Source organism: Clostridium moniliforme (genome assembly GCF_017873235.1).
Lineage (GTDB): Bacteria > Bacillota > Clostridia > Clostridiales > Clostridiaceae > Clostridium > Clostridium moniliforme.
This window is the reverse complement of sequence record NZ_JAGGJZ010000001.1, coordinates 467,106-483,675: the sequence shown is the minus strand read 5'-3', so window position 1 is coordinate 483,675 and position 16,570 is coordinate 467,106. Positions and strand designations below refer to the sequence as shown.

The following is a 16,570-nucleotide window of genomic DNA, read 5'->3' as shown; positions in this document are numbered from 1 at the left end:
GTGATATTATTATGTTGAAAGTAAATATTTTACATTTAAGTAAATAAATAAAAATAATTATACTACAAATGCTAAAGAAAAGGATTTATTTTATAAAATTATAAATAAAAAATAATTATCTATAATATAGTAGAGGGGGAGTTGAGAGATGTCAAATAGGGTTAAAAAAATAGGCTTGTTAACTGGAGGGGGAGATTGTCCTGGATTAAATGCAGTAATTAGGGCAGTAACTAGAACAGCAATATTAAATTATGGATATGAAGTTATAGGATATAAATTTGGATATCGTGGATTATATAATAATGATTTTATAAAATTAACCTTAGAATCAGTTTCTGGAATACTTCATAGAGGAGGAACAATTCTTTATAGTTCTAATAAAGATAATCTTTTTGACTACAGAGTAGAGGAAGATGGAGTATTTATAAATAAGGATGTATCAGATATTGCAGTTGAAAATCTTAAAAAAGAAGGAATTGATGTTTTAGTAGTAATAGGTGGAGATGGTACATTAACCTCTGCTAGAGATTTTGCAAGGAAGGGTGTAAAAGTTATAGGAGTACCAAAAACAATAGATAATGATTTAGCATCAACTGATGTAACCTTTGGATTTAATACTGCAATAGATGTAGCAACTGAAGCTTTAGATAGACTTCATACAACAGCAGAATCCCATCATAGAATAATGATTTGTGAAGTTATGGGAAGGGGCGCTGGATGGATAGCATTAGAATCTGGAATAGCAGGTTCTGCTGATGTTATTTTATTACCTGAAATTCCATACGACATAAATAAAATAGTAGAAAAGGTAAATGAAAGAAAAGCTGAAGGAAAGTTATTTACTATTATAGTTGTTGCAGAAGGGGCTAAGCCTAAAAATGGAGAAGTAATAATTTCCAAAATAGTTTCTGATAGTCCAGATCCAATAAGGCTTGGAGGAATAGGAAATAAACTAGCAGATGATCTAGAAAAAATAATAAAAGATCATGAAATAAGATGTACAGTTCTTGGACATATTCAGAGAGGTGGAACAACTTCAACTTTTGACAGAATACTATCAACAAGATATGGAGTAGAAGCAGTTGAAATGATTAATGAAGGACTTTTTGGAAATATGGTTTGTTTAAGAGGAGATAAGTTAACTTATGATAGTTTAGAAAATGTAATAGGTCAAAAAACTAAACAAGTTAATCCAAATTGCGAATTAGTTACAATTGCTAAAAAAATAGGAATTTCATTTGGAGATTAATTAATATTATAAAATAAATTAGATTAGAAAACAGTAAACTAAAGATAATATTTTAAATAAAGTAATATTTGTTATATACTTCAAAAAATTCTTTGAATATGCTATAATTTTATTAACAATTAGGACATATTTAAATTTGAAAGCTGGAGGATATTATGAGAGAGATTAAAAAATATTTAGAATCAAGAATTGGTACTTATAGTTTTTTCTTTGAAGATTTAGACAGTGGTTTTATTTATGGTTGTAATGAAAACGTTAAAATGATTGCTGCAGGTTGCATAAAACTTCCAATAGCTATTTCTTTAATAAAAGATGTTGAAAGAGGCAATGTATCTTTTATGGACAGAATAAAAATAGATGGTTCTGATAAAGTTTATGGAACAGGAATAATACATGAATTTGATTCAAGAAAATATACTGTATTTGAACTATTAGTTGCTATGCTTATCCAAAGTGATAATACAGCAACTAATAAGATTATTGATATTGTTGGAATAGATAGGATAAATGAAGACATAAGAGAAATGAATTTAGAAAATACTATATTAAATAGAAAGATAGCAGATAAAAGAAACAATAGTTCTGAAAGTGAAAATTTAACATCAGCTAGGGATTTGTCAAAAATGTGGAAGCATTTATATAAGGGAACTTATTTAAACGAAGAAAATAGTATTATGTTAATAGATATATTAAGAAGACAGCAAATTAAGAATAAGTTAGCTCTTTATATACCTGATGATTTAAAATATGAAATATCAAGTAAGACAGGAGATAAAACTGGAGTAGAGAATGATACTGCACTTGTTCAGCTTTCAAAGGGAACATTTTCTTTTACTGTTTTATCAATGGGCATACCAAATAGTGTATATGGAACAGTTACTCTTGCAAAAACTGGTAAAATGATGTGGGATAATGCAATGAATAATTGGAAATAACATTACAAATTTTAGGACATTAAGATTTAAAACAAAAATTAACATATTAAAAATATTTATAATTATTATTCTAAAGACATTAGATTAAATTAATCTAATGTCTTTTTTATATAAATTTTTAATAATTAACGTAGACTTACGAGTAAAATTTACTATGTTAAAATATAGCTAAATAATTCAGGTTAATATTTATTTTTTGCTTTTTGTTTATTATTTATACAAATTTATTTGCTAATTAATAGAAGTTTTACAATGAGGATAATTTTATATTATAAAATTATGATATAACTAATTTTAATAAGGAGAAAAAATTTATGAATATAATTAATGATATAGAAAATAAAGAATTTTATAAAGATATAAAAAAGAGAGGGAAAATTGAAAAGTTAGAAATAAAAACAATTAAAGATGAAATTGATGAATTAAGTGATGAAAAACAAAAATTAAAACTTCAAATAGAAACTATAGATAAAAAGATAGAAAAATTATATTTGAAAATTAAAGAAAAGGAGCAAAAGTAAAATTATATAAAATATTTTAGGAGGGATTCAGTATGGCAAATTTTTTAGAAATTTTTAGTGAGAAGGAACTTTTTGACTTGTGTTATTGCAATTTTTTAACTGGAATAATGGATGATAATGGATTTTATTCTGATGAATTATTAACAAAATACGATAATTTAGAAACTTCTTCAAAGATTAAACTTGATAAAATACTTGATAAAATAGTTAAAAGGAATATTACTAAATTTAAGATGTTAGAGAAAGTTGATACAACTGGTAATGATGATTTATTAAATGAATTACAAAAGGAGTTATTGGAAAAAATAATTCTTGATTTTAGAGTTATTTCTAAAATAGACTAATAGATATGCTTTTATTATTAAAGACCTTATGATATTTGATTATATTTAAACATAATTTTGTAAATGATATAGGTATATGATTATTAATATTATAATAATATAATATTTTACTTATTAAAAATATTGATATATAATTCATTTATAATTGATAAATGGAGGAGAAAAAGTGAATATAAATAGACAAATTTTAAGTAAATTAGAAAATTACCCTATAGGTATATGTGGTACTTCATTAGCTTTAATTACATTAGGTACTGCTTGGCAATTAAATGGAATACTATTCTTTAAACCATTAGCAATAGTATTTTCTATTTTTGCATTATTATTAATGTTTTTAAGAATAGTACTATTTCCTAAGAAAATATTAGAAGAATTAAAACATCCAGTTTTAGGCAGTTTTTATCCAACTATAGACATGGCACTTATGCTTATAGCAGCATACTTTTTAAATGTAACTCCTAATATAGCAAAAATAGTATGGCTTTTATGTATAGCAGTTCATATTGGATTATTTATTTTCTTTTCAATAGTTAGAGCAAAAAATTTTAAATTAGAACATATGGTTCCAAGTTGGTTTGTAATATGGATAGGAGTAGTAGTTGCAACAGTTGCAAGTCCAGGAATGGGACACGATGCTTTAGCTAGAGGATTATTTTATTTTGGATTTATATTATATATAATTACGTGGCCAATAATGTTATATAGAGTATATAACCATAAGGCTTTAGAAGCTCATACTTTGCCTACTATAGGTATAATGGCAGCACCAGCTAGCCTTTGCTTAGTTGGATATCTTACAGCATTTAAAGTTTTAAATCCAGCAATAGTAATAATTTTAGCTATAGTATCATTAATAAATTTAATTATTGTATATACTTATATAATTGATTTTATAAAAAAGGGTTTTGCACCAACATATGCTTCATTAACTTTCCCACTTGCAATAAGCATAATGGCTGCCTATAAACTTCGTGCATATTTTGGAATAGGTCTTTTTGCAAATATTTTTAAATTGTTAGGAGATATTGAAATATTTATAGGAACTGGTGTAATTCTTTATGTAACATTCAATTTCTTAATGTTATTTGCAAAGGCTATAAATCCTAATTTTGAAAATAATTTAGAGAAAGAAGAAAAATTATTCGAAGAAACAGCTAAAGAAGAAACTCTTTCAGATGATAAAGTTGAGAAATTAATAAAATAAACATTAAAAAATTAAAAATAAAATTATTGACATTAAATAGTATAAGTGCTATTATCATAGCAAAGATAACCTTTAATTTGATACAGAGAGATCATTAAGGAAGTAATAGTAGTACGATTGTTAATAGGATAATTGCGTCTTCCTTAGGTTTTCTAAGGAAGACTTTTTTATAAACAATTGTAGGAAAATATTTCCCTTTTAATTTAACACTGAGAGGTTAAGAAGGAGTGAAATTATGTTAAAAAACAAAGATTTAATTGAACCTATGGATTTTACCATAGAAGAACTAGAAGAAATTTTCGAATTAGCACATCAAATTATTGAAGATCCAAAAAAATATTCTCATATATGTGATGGGAAGATTTTAGCAACTCTATTTTATGAACCTAGTACAAGAACAAGATTTAGCTTTGAAGCTGCAATGATGAGACTAGGTGGAAATATCTTAGGCTTTTCAGAGCCAAATTCAAGTTCAACATCAAAAGGAGAAACACTTGCAGATACAATAAAGATGGTATCAATTTACTCAGATATTATAACAATGAGACATCCCAAAGAAGGATCATCAAAGGTTGCAAGTATGTACTCAAATGTACCTGTTATAAATGCAGGTGATGGTGGACATCAACATCCAACTCAAACATTAACAGATTTATTAACAATAAAAACACTAAAAGGAAATCTTGCAAATCATACAATAGGTATTTGTGGAGACTTAAAGTATGGAAGAACAGTACATTCTTTAATTAAAGCAATGTCAAGATATGAAGGAAATAAATTTGTTCTAATATCTCCAAAAGAACTTAGAGTACCAGATTATATGATAGAAGATGTTTTAAAGAAAAATAATATTGAGTTTAAAGAAGTTGAAAAGCTAGAAGATGTAATAGATGAATTAGACATATTATATATGACAAGAATTCAAAGAGAAAGATTCTTCAATGAAGAAGAATATTTAAGATTGAAAGATAGTTATATATTAGATATGGAAAAAATGAGACAAGCTAAAGATGATATGATAGTTATGCATCCATTACCAAGAGTTAATGAAATTGCAGTTGAAGTAGATAGAGATAAAAGAGCAGCTTATTTTGAACAAGCAAGATATGGAATGTATGCAAGAATGGCATTAATTTGCAAACTTTTGGGGGTGTGTTAGTATGTTAGAAATAACAAGTATAAAAAATGGATTAGTTATAGACCATATTAAAGCAGGAGTAGGAATAAAAATATTTAAACACTTAAACTTAGAAAAATCAGATTCAAGTGTAGCATTAATAATGAATGTACAAAGTAATAGATTAGGAAGAAAAGATATTATAAAAATAGAGGGAATTCAAGATATAGATTATAGTGTAATTGCAATGCTTTCACCAAATATAACTATAAATGAAGTAAGAGACGAAAAAATAGTAAATAAATTAATACCTGAACTTCCAGAAAGAGTTGAAAATGTTATAACTTGTGACAATGTAAGATGTATAACAAGTGATGAAAAATATGTTCCTCAAATCTTTAACTTAATGGATAGAGATAAGGCAACTTATAGATGTGAATATTGCGATCACATAATGAAATTGGTGTAAGAATTATTTTAAAGAGGTGCTTAATTTGAATATTTTAATAAAAAATGCCAATGTAATTGATTCTAGTCAAAATTTTTTTGGTGATGTTTATATAGAAAATGGAAAGATAAAAGAAATCGGAACTGAATTAAATAAAAATGGAGTAGAAACTATAGAAGCAAAAGGCTTAGTATTAATGCCAGCTTTTGTAGATACACATGCTCACTTTAGAGATCCAGGACTTACTTATAAAGAAGATTTAGAAACAGGGTCTAAAGCAGCACTTAGAGGAGGATATACAGGAGTTTGCTTAATGGGAAATACAAGTCCAGTATGTTCATCTAAGGAAGTTTTAGATTATGTAAAAAATAAAGAAAAAGATTTAAACTTAATAGACATATGCCAATGCGTTACAATAACAAAAAATTTTGATGGAAAAACAATTTCTCACTTAGAAAATTTTAAAGATGACCATAGAGTAAAGGTTATATCAGATGATGGAGTTGGCGTTTCAGATTCAAGAGTTATGATGGAGGCTATGAAAGTAGCTAAAGAAAATAATTGGGTTATAATGTCTCACGCAGAGTCAAAGGAATTTTCAGATATAGATATGCGTCTTGCTGAAAATATGATGACTTGGAGAGATATAACCTTAGCTAAAGTTACAGGAGCTAGACTTCATATGGCTCATGTTAGCACTAAGGAAGCTATGAGATATATAATAGATGGAAAATGTAATGGGGTAAATGTAACTTGTGAAGTTACACCCCACCATATTTCCTTAACTAATGATATTAATAATTATAGAGTTAACCCACCAATAAGGGAAAAGGAAGATGTAGGTTTTCTAATAAAGGCTATAAAACATGGTGATGTAGATTGCATAGGAACAGATCATGCACCTCATACTTTAGAGGATAAGAAAAAGGGATCACCTGGAATGGTAGGACTTGAAACTGCATTTCCAATATGTTATACAACATTAGTTAAAAATGGAGTTATTACAATAAACAGGCTTTCAGAGATGATGTCTAAAAATCCAGCAGAAATATTAAAAATGAATAAAGGAAATATTAGTATAGGGTTAGATGGAGATTTAGTTCTACTAGATCTTAATAAAAAAATAAAAGTAGATTCTACTAAATTTTACTCAAAGGGAAAAAATACACCATTTGAAGGTATGGAGTTTTATGGTGAAGTAGTTATGACAATAAAAGGTGGAAGAGTACTCTATAAAAGATAGGTGGGGATTTAAATATGAGAAGTAAAATTATAGATAAATTATATAAAAGGGTTGAAGAGAGAGGAGTGGTGTGTGTTGGTTTAGACACATCACTTGATTATATACCTGAATATATAAAAAATAACAATTCAATTAAGGATGCAATAGTAAAGTTTAATAAAGAGGTAATAGATAAAACCTTTGATGTTTGTGCCTGTTTTAAAGTTCAAATTGCTTATTATGAAGCTTTAGGAATTGAAGGATTAATGGCATATAAAGAAACTTTAAAATATCTTAGAGAAAAAGATTTAATTATAATTGCAGATATAAAAAGAGGAGATATTTCAGCAACTGCTAAAATGTATGCAAAAGCTCATTTTGAAGGAGATTTTGAGGCTGATTTTATAACCTTAAATCCATATATGGGGATGGATAGTATAGAACCTTACATTCCATATATAGAAAAAGGAGAAAAAGGAATATTTAGTTTAGTTAGAACCTCAAATAAAGGAGCTTTTGATATAGAATATATTAAAAATGAAGAAGGCAAGAATGTATATGATATAGTTGGTGAAAAGATTTTAAATATGGGAAAACCTTATATAGGTGAATGTGGCTATACTCCAATGGGGGGAGTTATAGGATGTACACATATAGAAGAGGGAGCAAAGATTAGAGAAAATTTAAAAGAAATGTTTTTCTTAATACCAGGTTATGGAGCCCAAGGTGGAAAGGCATCTGATGTGGCACTTTATTTAAATAATGGTAATGGAGGAGTAGTTAATTCATCAAGAGGTATACTTTTAGCATATAAAAATAAAGGTGAAAAAGAAGAAAATTTCGGCAAATGTGCTAGAGAAGAAGCTATTAGAATGAGAGATGAAATAAGATCAGCATGTAATAAGTAGGAGGATTTTTAGTTATGAGTATTGTCTATGAAAAGACTACTGTAATTAGTAATGAAGAGATAGAAAAGGGAATTTTTAAATTAATTATTGAAAATGACAATGATATAAATTGTGGTCAATTTTATATGATAAAAGTTTCCTCAGGAATACTTCCAAGACCTATAAGTATATGCGAAAAGACAGAAAATAAATTAACTTTTCTTTATGCAGTAGTAGGAAAAGGAACAGAAGAGATAAGTAAGTTAAAAACGGGGGATGAGATAAGTATAACAGGACCACTAGGAAATGGGTTTAATGTAAAAGAACCTTTAGGAAAAGTTGCTTTAGTTGTAGGGGGAATTGGAATAGCACCAATGCTTCAAGTTGCAAAGGAACTTAAAAATAATAAAAATTCAAGTAAAATAGATTTGTATGCAGGTTTTAGAGATGATACATATTTAACAAAAGACTTTGAAAACTATGTTGATAATATAAAAATTACAACAAATACAGGAAAACATGGCAAAAAAGGTTTTGTAACAGAAATTTTAAATCCAAAGGAATATGATGTAGTTTTATGTTGTGGACCTGAAATAATGATGAAAAAAGTTATAGATATGTGTAAAGAAAGTAATACAAAAGTATTTGTATCCATGGAAAAGCATATGGCTTGTGGAGTTGGAGCTTGCCTAGTATGTACTTGTAAAACAAAAGATGGTCATAAAAGGACTTGTAAAGATGGACCAGTTTTTGATGGAAATTATGTAGAACTATAGGAGGAAAGTTTATATGTTGAAAGTTAATATAAATGGAATAGAATTTAAAAATCCTGTTATAGCAGCTTCTGGTACATTTGGATTTGGAAAAGAGTACAATGACTTTTATGATGTGGGAATTCTAGGGGGCATTTCTTCAAAGGGACTAACAATAAATAAAAAAGAGGGAAATGAAGGTATAAGAGTATTTGAAACTCCAAGTGGAATGTTAAACTCTGTAGGTCTTCAAAATCCAGGAATAGATCATTTTATAAAATATGAATTAGAAGATATGAAAAATTTAGGCACTAACATAATAGCAAATGTTGGAGGGGGATGCCTAGAAGATTACGAAATGGCAATAAGTAAGTTAAATGATACAGATGTAGATATTATAGAACTTAACATATCATGTCCAAATGTAAAATGTGGAGGAATGGCTTATGGAATAAAATCAGATGTAGCTTATGATTTTGTAAGTAAAATAAAGAAAATATCAAATAAGCCACTTATGGTTAAATTATCTCCAAATGCCGAAAATATAGTTGATATGGCAGTTAAGTGTAGAGAAGCTGGGGCGGATTCTTTATCTTTAATAAATACATTAAAGGGAATGGCAATTGATATAAATAAAAGAAAACCAGTATTTAATAATGTTTATGCAGGGCTTTCAGGACCAGCTGTAAAGCCAATAGCACTAAGAATGGTTCATGAAGTTTCAAAAAATGTTGATATTCCGGTAATAGGTCTTGGAGGAATATCAAATTGGCAAGATGCAATAGAATTTATTATGGCAGGTGCAACTGCAATACAAATTGGAACGGTTAATTTTAGTAATCCTTTAGCTGGAAAAGAAATAATAAAAGGTATGGAAGAATTTTTAATAAGAGAAGGTATAAAAGATATAAATGAGATAATTGGAATTATATAATTGTTTAAAGTTTTGGAGGTTTCTTATGAAAGATTATAAAAAGGAATTCATTGAATTTATGGTAGAGTGTGGAGTACTTACTTTTGGAGATTTTGTAACAAAAAGTGGTAGAAAAACTCCATTCTTTGTGAATACAGGAAATTATAAAAGTGGAAGTCAATTAAAAAGACTTGGTGAATTTTATGCAAAAGCAATAAGAGAAAATTTTGGAGATGAATATGATGTTTTGTTTGGGCCTGCATATAAAGGAATTCCATTAACAGTTACAACATCAATTGCATTATCAAATCTTTATGATATAGATGTAGAGTATTGTTCTAATAGAAAAGAAGTAAAGGATCATGGAGATAAAGGAATTTTATTAGGAGGAAAATTAAAGGATGGAGATAAAGTTCTAATAGTTGAGGATGTTACAACTGCAGGTACATCTATATATGAAACTATGCCTATAATAAAAAGTCAAGGAGATGTTTCAGTTAATGGACTTATAATATCAGTAGATAGAATGGAAAAGGGTCAAGGTGAAAAATCTGCATTAAAAGAGATAAAAGAAAAATTTAACTTTAAAACTTGTGCAATTGTTACTATGAAAGAAGTAATTGATTATCTTTATAATAAAGAGATAAATGGAAAAGTTCTTATTGATGATAATGTAATGGAAAGAATAAATAATTATTATAAACAATACGGAGCAATCTAAATAAAACGTATAAAGTTTAGAAAATATTTTTAAAATATAAAAAAAGAGACTAATTGTTAAAATAAAATTTACAATTGGTCTTTTTTTATTTAAAATATAAATGTATAGAAAATTATAATATGATAATATTTTTCAAGTGAAAAATATTATTGACTATGAAAAATTTATCATTTATAATTTAATAGAATTTAAAAAGAAAAGAGGCGACGTAAATTAATGTTTAAAGAATGGGAAGGTTTCAAAGAGGGAAACTGGGAAAAACAAATTAATGTTAGAGACTTTATTCAAAAGAATTATACACCATACGAAGGAGATGCTTCATTTTTAGCTGGTGCAACTGAAAACACTAAAAAGTTATGGGATGATGTTAGTGAACTATTTAAAAAAGAAAGAGAAAATGGAGTTCTGGATGTTGATACTAAAACAATATCTGGAATTGATGCTTATAAACCAGGTTATATAGATGAAGCAATCGAAAAAATTGTTGGTGTACAAACAGACGCACCTCTTAAAAGAGCAGTTATGCCACAAGGTGGTATAAGAATGGCTGAAAATGCAGCTAAAGCTTATGGATATGAGGTAGATCCAAAAATATCAGAGATATTTACAAAGTATAGAAAGACACATAACCAAGGTGTATTTGATGTATATACAGATGAAATGAGATTAGCTAGAAAATATGGTATTGTAACTGGACTTCCAGATGCTTATGGTAGAGGAAGAATTATAGGTGACTATAGAAGAGTTGCACTATATGGTGTTGACAGACTAATAGAAGATAAAATAGAGCAAAAGAAGAGTTTAGAAGTTAGAACAATTGATTCTGATGTAATCCAATTAAGAGAAGAAATAACAGAACAAATAAATGCTTTAAAAGAACTTAAGGAAATGGCATTAAGTTATGGAATAGATATATCTAAGCCAGCAAGTAGTGCTAAAGAAGCAGTTCAATGGTTATACTTTGGATACTTAGCTGCAATTAAGCAACAAAATGGTGCAGCAATGTCACTTGGAAGAACTTCAACATTTTTAGATATTTTCATAGAAAGAGATTTAAAATCTGGGGCTATAACAGAAGAAGAAGCTCAAGAAATAATGGATCACTTTGTAATGAAACTTAGATTAGTTAAGTTCTTAAGAACTCCAGAATATAATGATTTATTTTCAGGAGATCCAACTTGGGTAACTGAATCAATAGCAGGTATGGGACTTGATGGAAGAACTTTAGTTACTAAAAATTCATTTAGAATATTAAATACACTTTATACTTTAGGACCATCACCAGAACCAAATTTAACAGTTTTATGGTCAAAAAGATTACCACAAAACTTTAAAGATTTCTGTTCAAAGGTTTCAATAGATACAAGTTCTGTTCAATATGAAAATGATGATTTAATGTTAGAATATTGGGGAGACGATTATGCTATAGCTTGTTGTGTTTCAGCAATGAGAGTAGGAAAGCAAATGCAATTCTTTGGAGCAAGAGTTAACTTAGCTAAAACTTTACTTTACACTATAAATGGTGGTGTAGATGAGAAATCAGGAGTACAAGTAGCACCAAAGATGGAGCCAATAAAGAGTGAATATCTAGATTATGATGAAGTAATGGAAAAATTTGATGCAATGACAGATTGGCTTGCAAATCTTTATGTAAATACATTAAATTGCATTCACTACATGCATGATAAATATTCATATGAATCATTACAAATGGCATTACATGATAGAGATGTATTTAGAACAATGGCTTGTGGTATAGCTGGATTATCAGTATGTGCTGACTCATTATCAGCTATTAAATATGCTAAAGTAAAGCCAATTAGAAATGAAAATGGAATAGCTGTAGATTTTGAAGTTGAAGGTGATTTCCCTAAATACGGAAATGATGATGATAGAGTTGATGAAATAGCTGTATATTTAGTTAAAAATATGATGGATAAGATCAAAAAGAACAAGACTTATAGAAATGCATATCATACTCAATCAATATTAACTATAACTTCAAATGTAGTATATGGTAAAAAGACAGGAACTACTCCATGTGGAAGAAAAGCTGGAGAACCATTTGCACCAGGTGCTAATCCAATGCATGGAAGAGATTCAAGTGGATCACTAGCATCATTAAATTCAGTTGCTAAGCTTCCATATGAACATTCACAAGATGGTATTTCAAATACTTTCTCAATTATACCAGATGCATTAGGAAAGTCAAAAGAAGAGAGAATATCTAATTTAAGCAACTTAATGGATGGATATTTTGGTCAAAATGCTCATCATTTAAATGTTAATGTATTTAATAGAGAGACATTATTAGATGCAATGGAAAGACCAGAAGAATATCCTCAATTAACTATAAGAGTTTCAGGATATGCTGTAAACTTCATTAAGTTAACAAGAGAACAACAATTAGATGTTATAAACAGAACATTCCATTCAAAAATGTAATTTAAATTTTAAAGTATCCTCTGCTAAAGTTTATTTGGCAGAGGATATGTATTATAATTTAAAAATATCTATGTTTTAGTAAATATTAAATTTCTAAAATTATTGGATATTTAAAGTTTAAAATTAGGAGGATATATATTATGACTACAGGGAGAATTCATTCAATGGAAACAATGGGACTTGTTGATGGACCAGGAATAAGAGTTGTTGTTTTCTTACAAGGTTGTTCTTTAAGATGTAAATATTGTCATAATCCAGATACTTGGGAATATGGAGCAGGGGAAGAATATACTCCTGAACAATTGGTAAGTAAGTTAAAAAGGTATAAACCCTATTTTAATACGTCTAATGGTGGAGTAACTTTTTCTGGAGGAGAACCTTTAAGACAACCAAAATTTTTATTAGAAGCTTTAAAGTTATGCAAAAAAGAAGGAATTCATACTTGTATTGATACTTCAGGATTTGGATTTGGAGAATATGATGAAATATTAAAATATACAGATCTAATTCTTTTCGATATAAAAGATGTAACAAGTGAAGGCTATAAAAATGTTACATTAGTTGATATAGATGAATCTTTAAATTTTCTTGAAGCTATGAAAAGAAATAAAACTAAAATATGGATAAGACATGTAGTTGTGCCAGGACTTACAGATGGAACAGAGCACATTAAAGAAGTAAAGAAATTTATAGAAACTATAGATAATGTAGAGAAGGTTGAACTTTTGCCTTATCATCTTCTAGGTGTAAATAAATATGAAAAAATGGGAATTAAATACCCTTTAGAAGGAACTGAAGCTATGGATAAGGAAAAAATAAAAGAATACAAAAAAATAATTGATGAATAAAAATTACTTATAAAAAAGAGGCTGCTAAAAAAATATATTGTATTTTTTTAGCAGCCTCTTTTCAGTTTGATACTAATATATTGTAAAAATATAAATTATCCTTTTACAATATTTGAAAAATATCCATGAGGAATTATTTTTCTTTTTAATCCTTCAATAACTACTAAATAAGTTGCAGCAGTATCAAATCTAGCATCATGATAGTTACCAGTACCTCCAAATAAATCTTTAGCTTTAGATTCTATTTGTTCCTTTGTAATATTTAAGTAGTTTACAACTTCCTCAAGCTTAGGATTTTTATAAGTGCCATTTGGCTTTAGTATTTTGCATATGTCTCTATAATAATCCATAGTGCAGAAAGTTCTCTTAGGTTCATAATTAGCACCTAAACCTAAAAGCTCACTATGCATAAACTTAACATCAAAGTTAACATTATGTCCTATTACAAAATCTGCATCTAAAAAGTCATCAACAAATTCAGAAACAGAATCTTCAAAATACATTCCATTTGATAATTCATACAATTTTTCTAATGAAAATCCATGAACTGCTTCAGCATTTGGATCCATTTCATCAACAGTAAAAAAGAAATTCTTACCTATAGTAGTTTGAGGTTTTGTTGATGTATCAACTGTTATATAACTTAACTGGCATATATGACCGGGTCTTATGCTTGTTGTTTCTGTATCAAAAAATAATAATTTCATTAAGATATCCTCCTAGGTTAGTTAAGTATACTAATAATTATATACCATATTTATTCATAATAAAATAACAAAATATCAGATTATTTAACTAAGAATTAATTGAAATCAATTATCGATTATAGTATAATTATTCCATAATAAAATTAAAAAAAATGGGCAAACTTAAATTGAATATTTAAGTGGGGAGGCATCGTATATGTTAATTGAAGGAAAAAGAAAAGTATCAATAATTGGAGCAGGATTCGTAGGAGCAACAACAGCTTATGCTTTAATGAATAGTGGAATAGCCACAGAAATTTGTGTATATGATATTAATATGGATAAGGCAATGGGAGAGGTTATGGACTTAGTTCATGGAACATCCTTTGTAAAACCTGTGAATATATATGCAGGATCATTAGAAGAAACTAAAAATTCAGATATAGTAATAATTACAGCAGGAGTTGGACCTAAAGAAGGAGAAACTAGATTAGATGTAATAGGTAAAAATTATGAAATCTTTAAAGGTTTTATTCCAGAAATAGCAAAATTAAGTCCAAATTCAATATTATTAGTAGTTTCAAATCCAGTTGATGTATTAACTTATATAACATATAAGCTATCTGGATTTCCAAAGGAAAAAGTTATTGGCTCAGGTACAGTTTTAGACACTTCAAGACTAAAATATATACTTGGAAAGTATTTTAATGTAAACAATAATAATATTCATTCATATGTTATTGGAGAACATGGAGACAGCGAAGTTGTTACTTGGAGTAATGGAAGAATAGGTGGAGAAAGTTTTGATCTTTATGCAGATCAAACAGATCTTGCTTGGGATGAAGAAATAAAGAAGGTAATCGAAGAAGATGTAAAAAATGCTGCATATGAAATAATTAATAGAAAAAAAGCAACATATTTTGCAGTAGCTCTTGCAGTTAATAGAATTGTAGAAGCTATATTTAGAGATGAGAATAGTATTTTAACTGTAGGCTCATTATTTGAAGGTCAATATGGAATAAATGATATGTACTTAGCAATACCTACTATAGTTAATAGATCAGGTGCGAAAGAGGTAATAGAAATACCATTATCAGAGGATGAAGAAGCTAGATTAAAAAAATCTGCTGAAATATTAAAATTACATCTAAATCAATGTCATATTTAAAAAGTGATAATAAAAGTATTCTTTATTTTAAAGAATACTTTATTTTTTATATTTTTTTGTATATAATAATAATTAAAATTAAGGAGGGCTATTTATGAAATTAGACGGAATTATTATACCAGAAGGATATAAAAGTAAATCAACATTAATTGAAACAGAAATTTATATTAAAGCTATAAAGGATTATTTTGAAAAGAATTTAGCTAAAAAATTAAATTTAGTAAGAGTATCAGCACCACTTTTTGTAGATTCTAAATCAGGATTAAATGATAATTTAAATGGTGTTGAAAGACCAGTTAAATTTGATGTTTTAGCATCTAACGAAGATGTAGAAATTGTTCATTCTCTTGCAAAATGGAAAAGGATGAGTTTACATAGATATAAATTCCCAGTAGGAAAAGGCTTATATGCAGATATGAATGCAATTAGAAGAGATGAAGAACTTGATAATTTACATTCTATTTATGTTGACCAATGGGATTGGGAGCTTATAATAAATAAAGAAGATAGAAACTTAGAATTCTTAAAAAACATTGTTTCAAAAATATATAGTGTATTTAAGGATACAGAAAAATATGTTAAAGAAAATCTAATAAACATAGATGAAGAATTGCCAGATGAAATATTCTTTATAACATCTCAAGAACTTGAAGACATGTATAAGGATTTAACTCCAAAGGAAAGAGAAAATGCAATATGTAAAGATAAAGGGGCAGTCTTTATAATGCAAATAGGAAAAACTTTAGATTCTGGAGAAAAACATGATGGAAGAGCACCAGATTATGATGATTGGGAATTAAATGGAGACATTTTATTTTGGAATTCACTTTTAGATAGCGCAATAGAATTATCATCAATGGGAATAAGAGTAGATGAAGAATCTTTAGCAAAACAATTAGAAGAAGCTAATTGCACAGAAAGAAAAGAACTAAAATTCCATAGTGAATTATTAAATGGAAAACTTCCGTATACAGTTGGAGGAGGAATTGGACAATCAAGAATATGTATGTATTTCTTAAGAAAAGCTCATGTTGGAGAAGTTCAAGCATCTGTTTGGGATGAAAAGAATGAAAGAATTTGTGAACAATATGGAATAGAATTATTATAAAA

Annotated in this window: 17 protein-coding genes; 16 read left to right on the top strand and 1 reads right to left on the bottom strand. The window is 27.8% G+C overall.

Going from position 1 to position 16,570, the window contains the following annotated elements; translation table 11 throughout:
- Positions 1-148: 148 nt before the first annotated feature.
- From J2Z53_RS02265 to pflA, 14 genes are all read left to right on the top strand, one after another.
- The gene (locus J2Z53_RS02265; RefSeq protein ID WP_209795600.1) at positions 149-1,249 is read left to right on the top strand and encodes a 6-phosphofructokinase; all 1,101 of its coding nucleotides are present in this window, start codon (positions 149-151) and stop codon (positions 1,247-1,249) included.
- 155 nt (positions 1,250-1,404) lie between these two features.
- Positions 1,405-2,184 carry a serine hydrolase gene (locus tag J2Z53_RS02260; RefSeq protein ID WP_209795599.1) on the top strand — a complete coding sequence of 260 codons (780 nt, stop codon included), beginning with the start codon at positions 1,405-1,407 and terminating at the stop codon, positions 2,182-2,184.
- A 314-nt stretch (positions 2,185-2,498) separates the two neighbouring features.
- Entirely contained in the window at positions 2,499-2,705 is a 207-nt protein-coding gene (locus J2Z53_RS02255; protein ID WP_209795598.1) for a hypothetical protein, read from the top strand.
- Positions 2,706-2,737: 32 nt separating this feature from the next.
- The gene (locus tag J2Z53_RS02250) at positions 2,738-3,049 is read left to right on the top strand and encodes a hypothetical protein (protein ID WP_209795597.1); all 312 of its coding nucleotides are present in this window, start codon (positions 2,738-2,740) and stop codon (positions 3,047-3,049) included.
- Positions 3,050-3,215: 166 nt separating this feature from the next.
- Entirely contained in the window at positions 3,216-4,253 is a 1,038-nt protein-coding gene (locus J2Z53_RS02245) for a TDT family transporter (protein WP_209795596.1), read from the top strand.
- Between the two features lie 235 nt (positions 4,254-4,488).
- On the top strand, positions 4,489-5,412 hold the full coding sequence (gene pyrB / locus J2Z53_RS02240; protein WP_209795595.1) for an aspartate carbamoyltransferase: 924 nt from the start codon (positions 4,489-4,491) through the stop codon (positions 5,410-5,412).
- Position 5,413: 1 nt separating this feature from the next.
- Positions 5,414-5,839 carry an aspartate carbamoyltransferase regulatory subunit gene (locus J2Z53_RS02235; protein WP_209795594.1) on the top strand — a complete coding sequence of 142 codons (426 nt, stop codon included), beginning with the start codon at positions 5,414-5,416 and terminating at the stop codon, positions 5,837-5,839.
- Between the two features lie 25 nt (positions 5,840-5,864).
- Positions 5,865-7,061, top strand: coding sequence for a dihydroorotase (locus J2Z53_RS02230; RefSeq protein ID WP_209795593.1), 1,197 nt, complete (start codon positions 5,865-5,867; stop codon positions 7,059-7,061).
- A gap of 14 nt (positions 7,062-7,075) precedes the next feature.
- A complete protein-coding gene (gene pyrF / locus J2Z53_RS02225; protein WP_209795592.1) occupies positions 7,076-7,948 on the top strand; it encodes an orotidine-5'-phosphate decarboxylase in 873 nt (290 codons plus the stop codon).
- A 14-nt stretch (positions 7,949-7,962) separates the two neighbouring features.
- Positions 7,963-8,703 carry a dihydroorotate dehydrogenase electron transfer subunit gene (locus J2Z53_RS02220; protein ID WP_209795591.1) on the top strand — a complete coding sequence of 247 codons (741 nt, stop codon included), beginning with the start codon at positions 7,963-7,965 and terminating at the stop codon, positions 8,701-8,703.
- 13 nt (positions 8,704-8,716) lie between these two features.
- A complete protein-coding gene (locus tag J2Z53_RS02215) occupies positions 8,717-9,613 on the top strand; it encodes a dihydroorotate dehydrogenase (protein ID WP_209795590.1) in 897 nt (298 codons plus the stop codon).
- A gap of 25 nt (positions 9,614-9,638) precedes the next feature.
- Positions 9,639-10,313 (top strand): orotate phosphoribosyltransferase, encoded by a 675-nt coding sequence (pyrE, locus tag J2Z53_RS02210; protein WP_209795589.1) that lies wholly within the window; start codon positions 9,639-9,641, stop codon positions 10,311-10,313.
- Between the two features lie 216 nt (positions 10,314-10,529).
- Entirely contained in the window at positions 10,530-12,758 is a 2,229-nt protein-coding gene (gene pflB / locus J2Z53_RS02205; protein ID WP_209795588.1) for a formate C-acetyltransferase, read from the top strand.
- 140 nt (positions 12,759-12,898) lie between these two features.
- A complete protein-coding gene (pflA, locus tag J2Z53_RS02200) occupies positions 12,899-13,606 on the top strand; it encodes a pyruvate formate-lyase-activating protein (RefSeq protein ID WP_209795587.1) in 708 nt (235 codons plus the stop codon).
- A gap of 95 nt (positions 13,607-13,701) precedes the next feature.
- Here the strand turns inward: pflA and J2Z53_RS02195 are convergent, their stop codons facing one another.
- Positions 13,702-14,313, bottom strand: a complete 612-nt coding sequence (locus J2Z53_RS02195; RefSeq protein ID WP_209795586.1) for a 3'-5' exonuclease — start codon at positions 14,311-14,313, stop codon at positions 13,702-13,704.
- Positions 14,314-14,509: 196 nt separating this feature from the next.
- Here J2Z53_RS02195 and J2Z53_RS02190 point away from each other — a divergent pair, with 196 nt between their 5' ends.
- Both J2Z53_RS02190 and asnA read left to right on the top strand, forming a co-directional pair.
- Positions 14,510-15,460, top strand: a complete 951-nt coding sequence (locus tag J2Z53_RS02190) for an L-lactate dehydrogenase (protein WP_209795585.1) — start codon at positions 14,510-14,512, stop codon at positions 15,458-15,460.
- A gap of 94 nt (positions 15,461-15,554) precedes the next feature.
- Positions 15,555-16,568, top strand: coding sequence for an aspartate--ammonia ligase (gene asnA, locus J2Z53_RS02185; protein ID WP_209795584.1), 1,014 nt, complete (start codon positions 15,555-15,557; stop codon positions 16,566-16,568).
- The last annotated feature ends 2 nt before the right edge of the window (positions 16,569-16,570 follow it).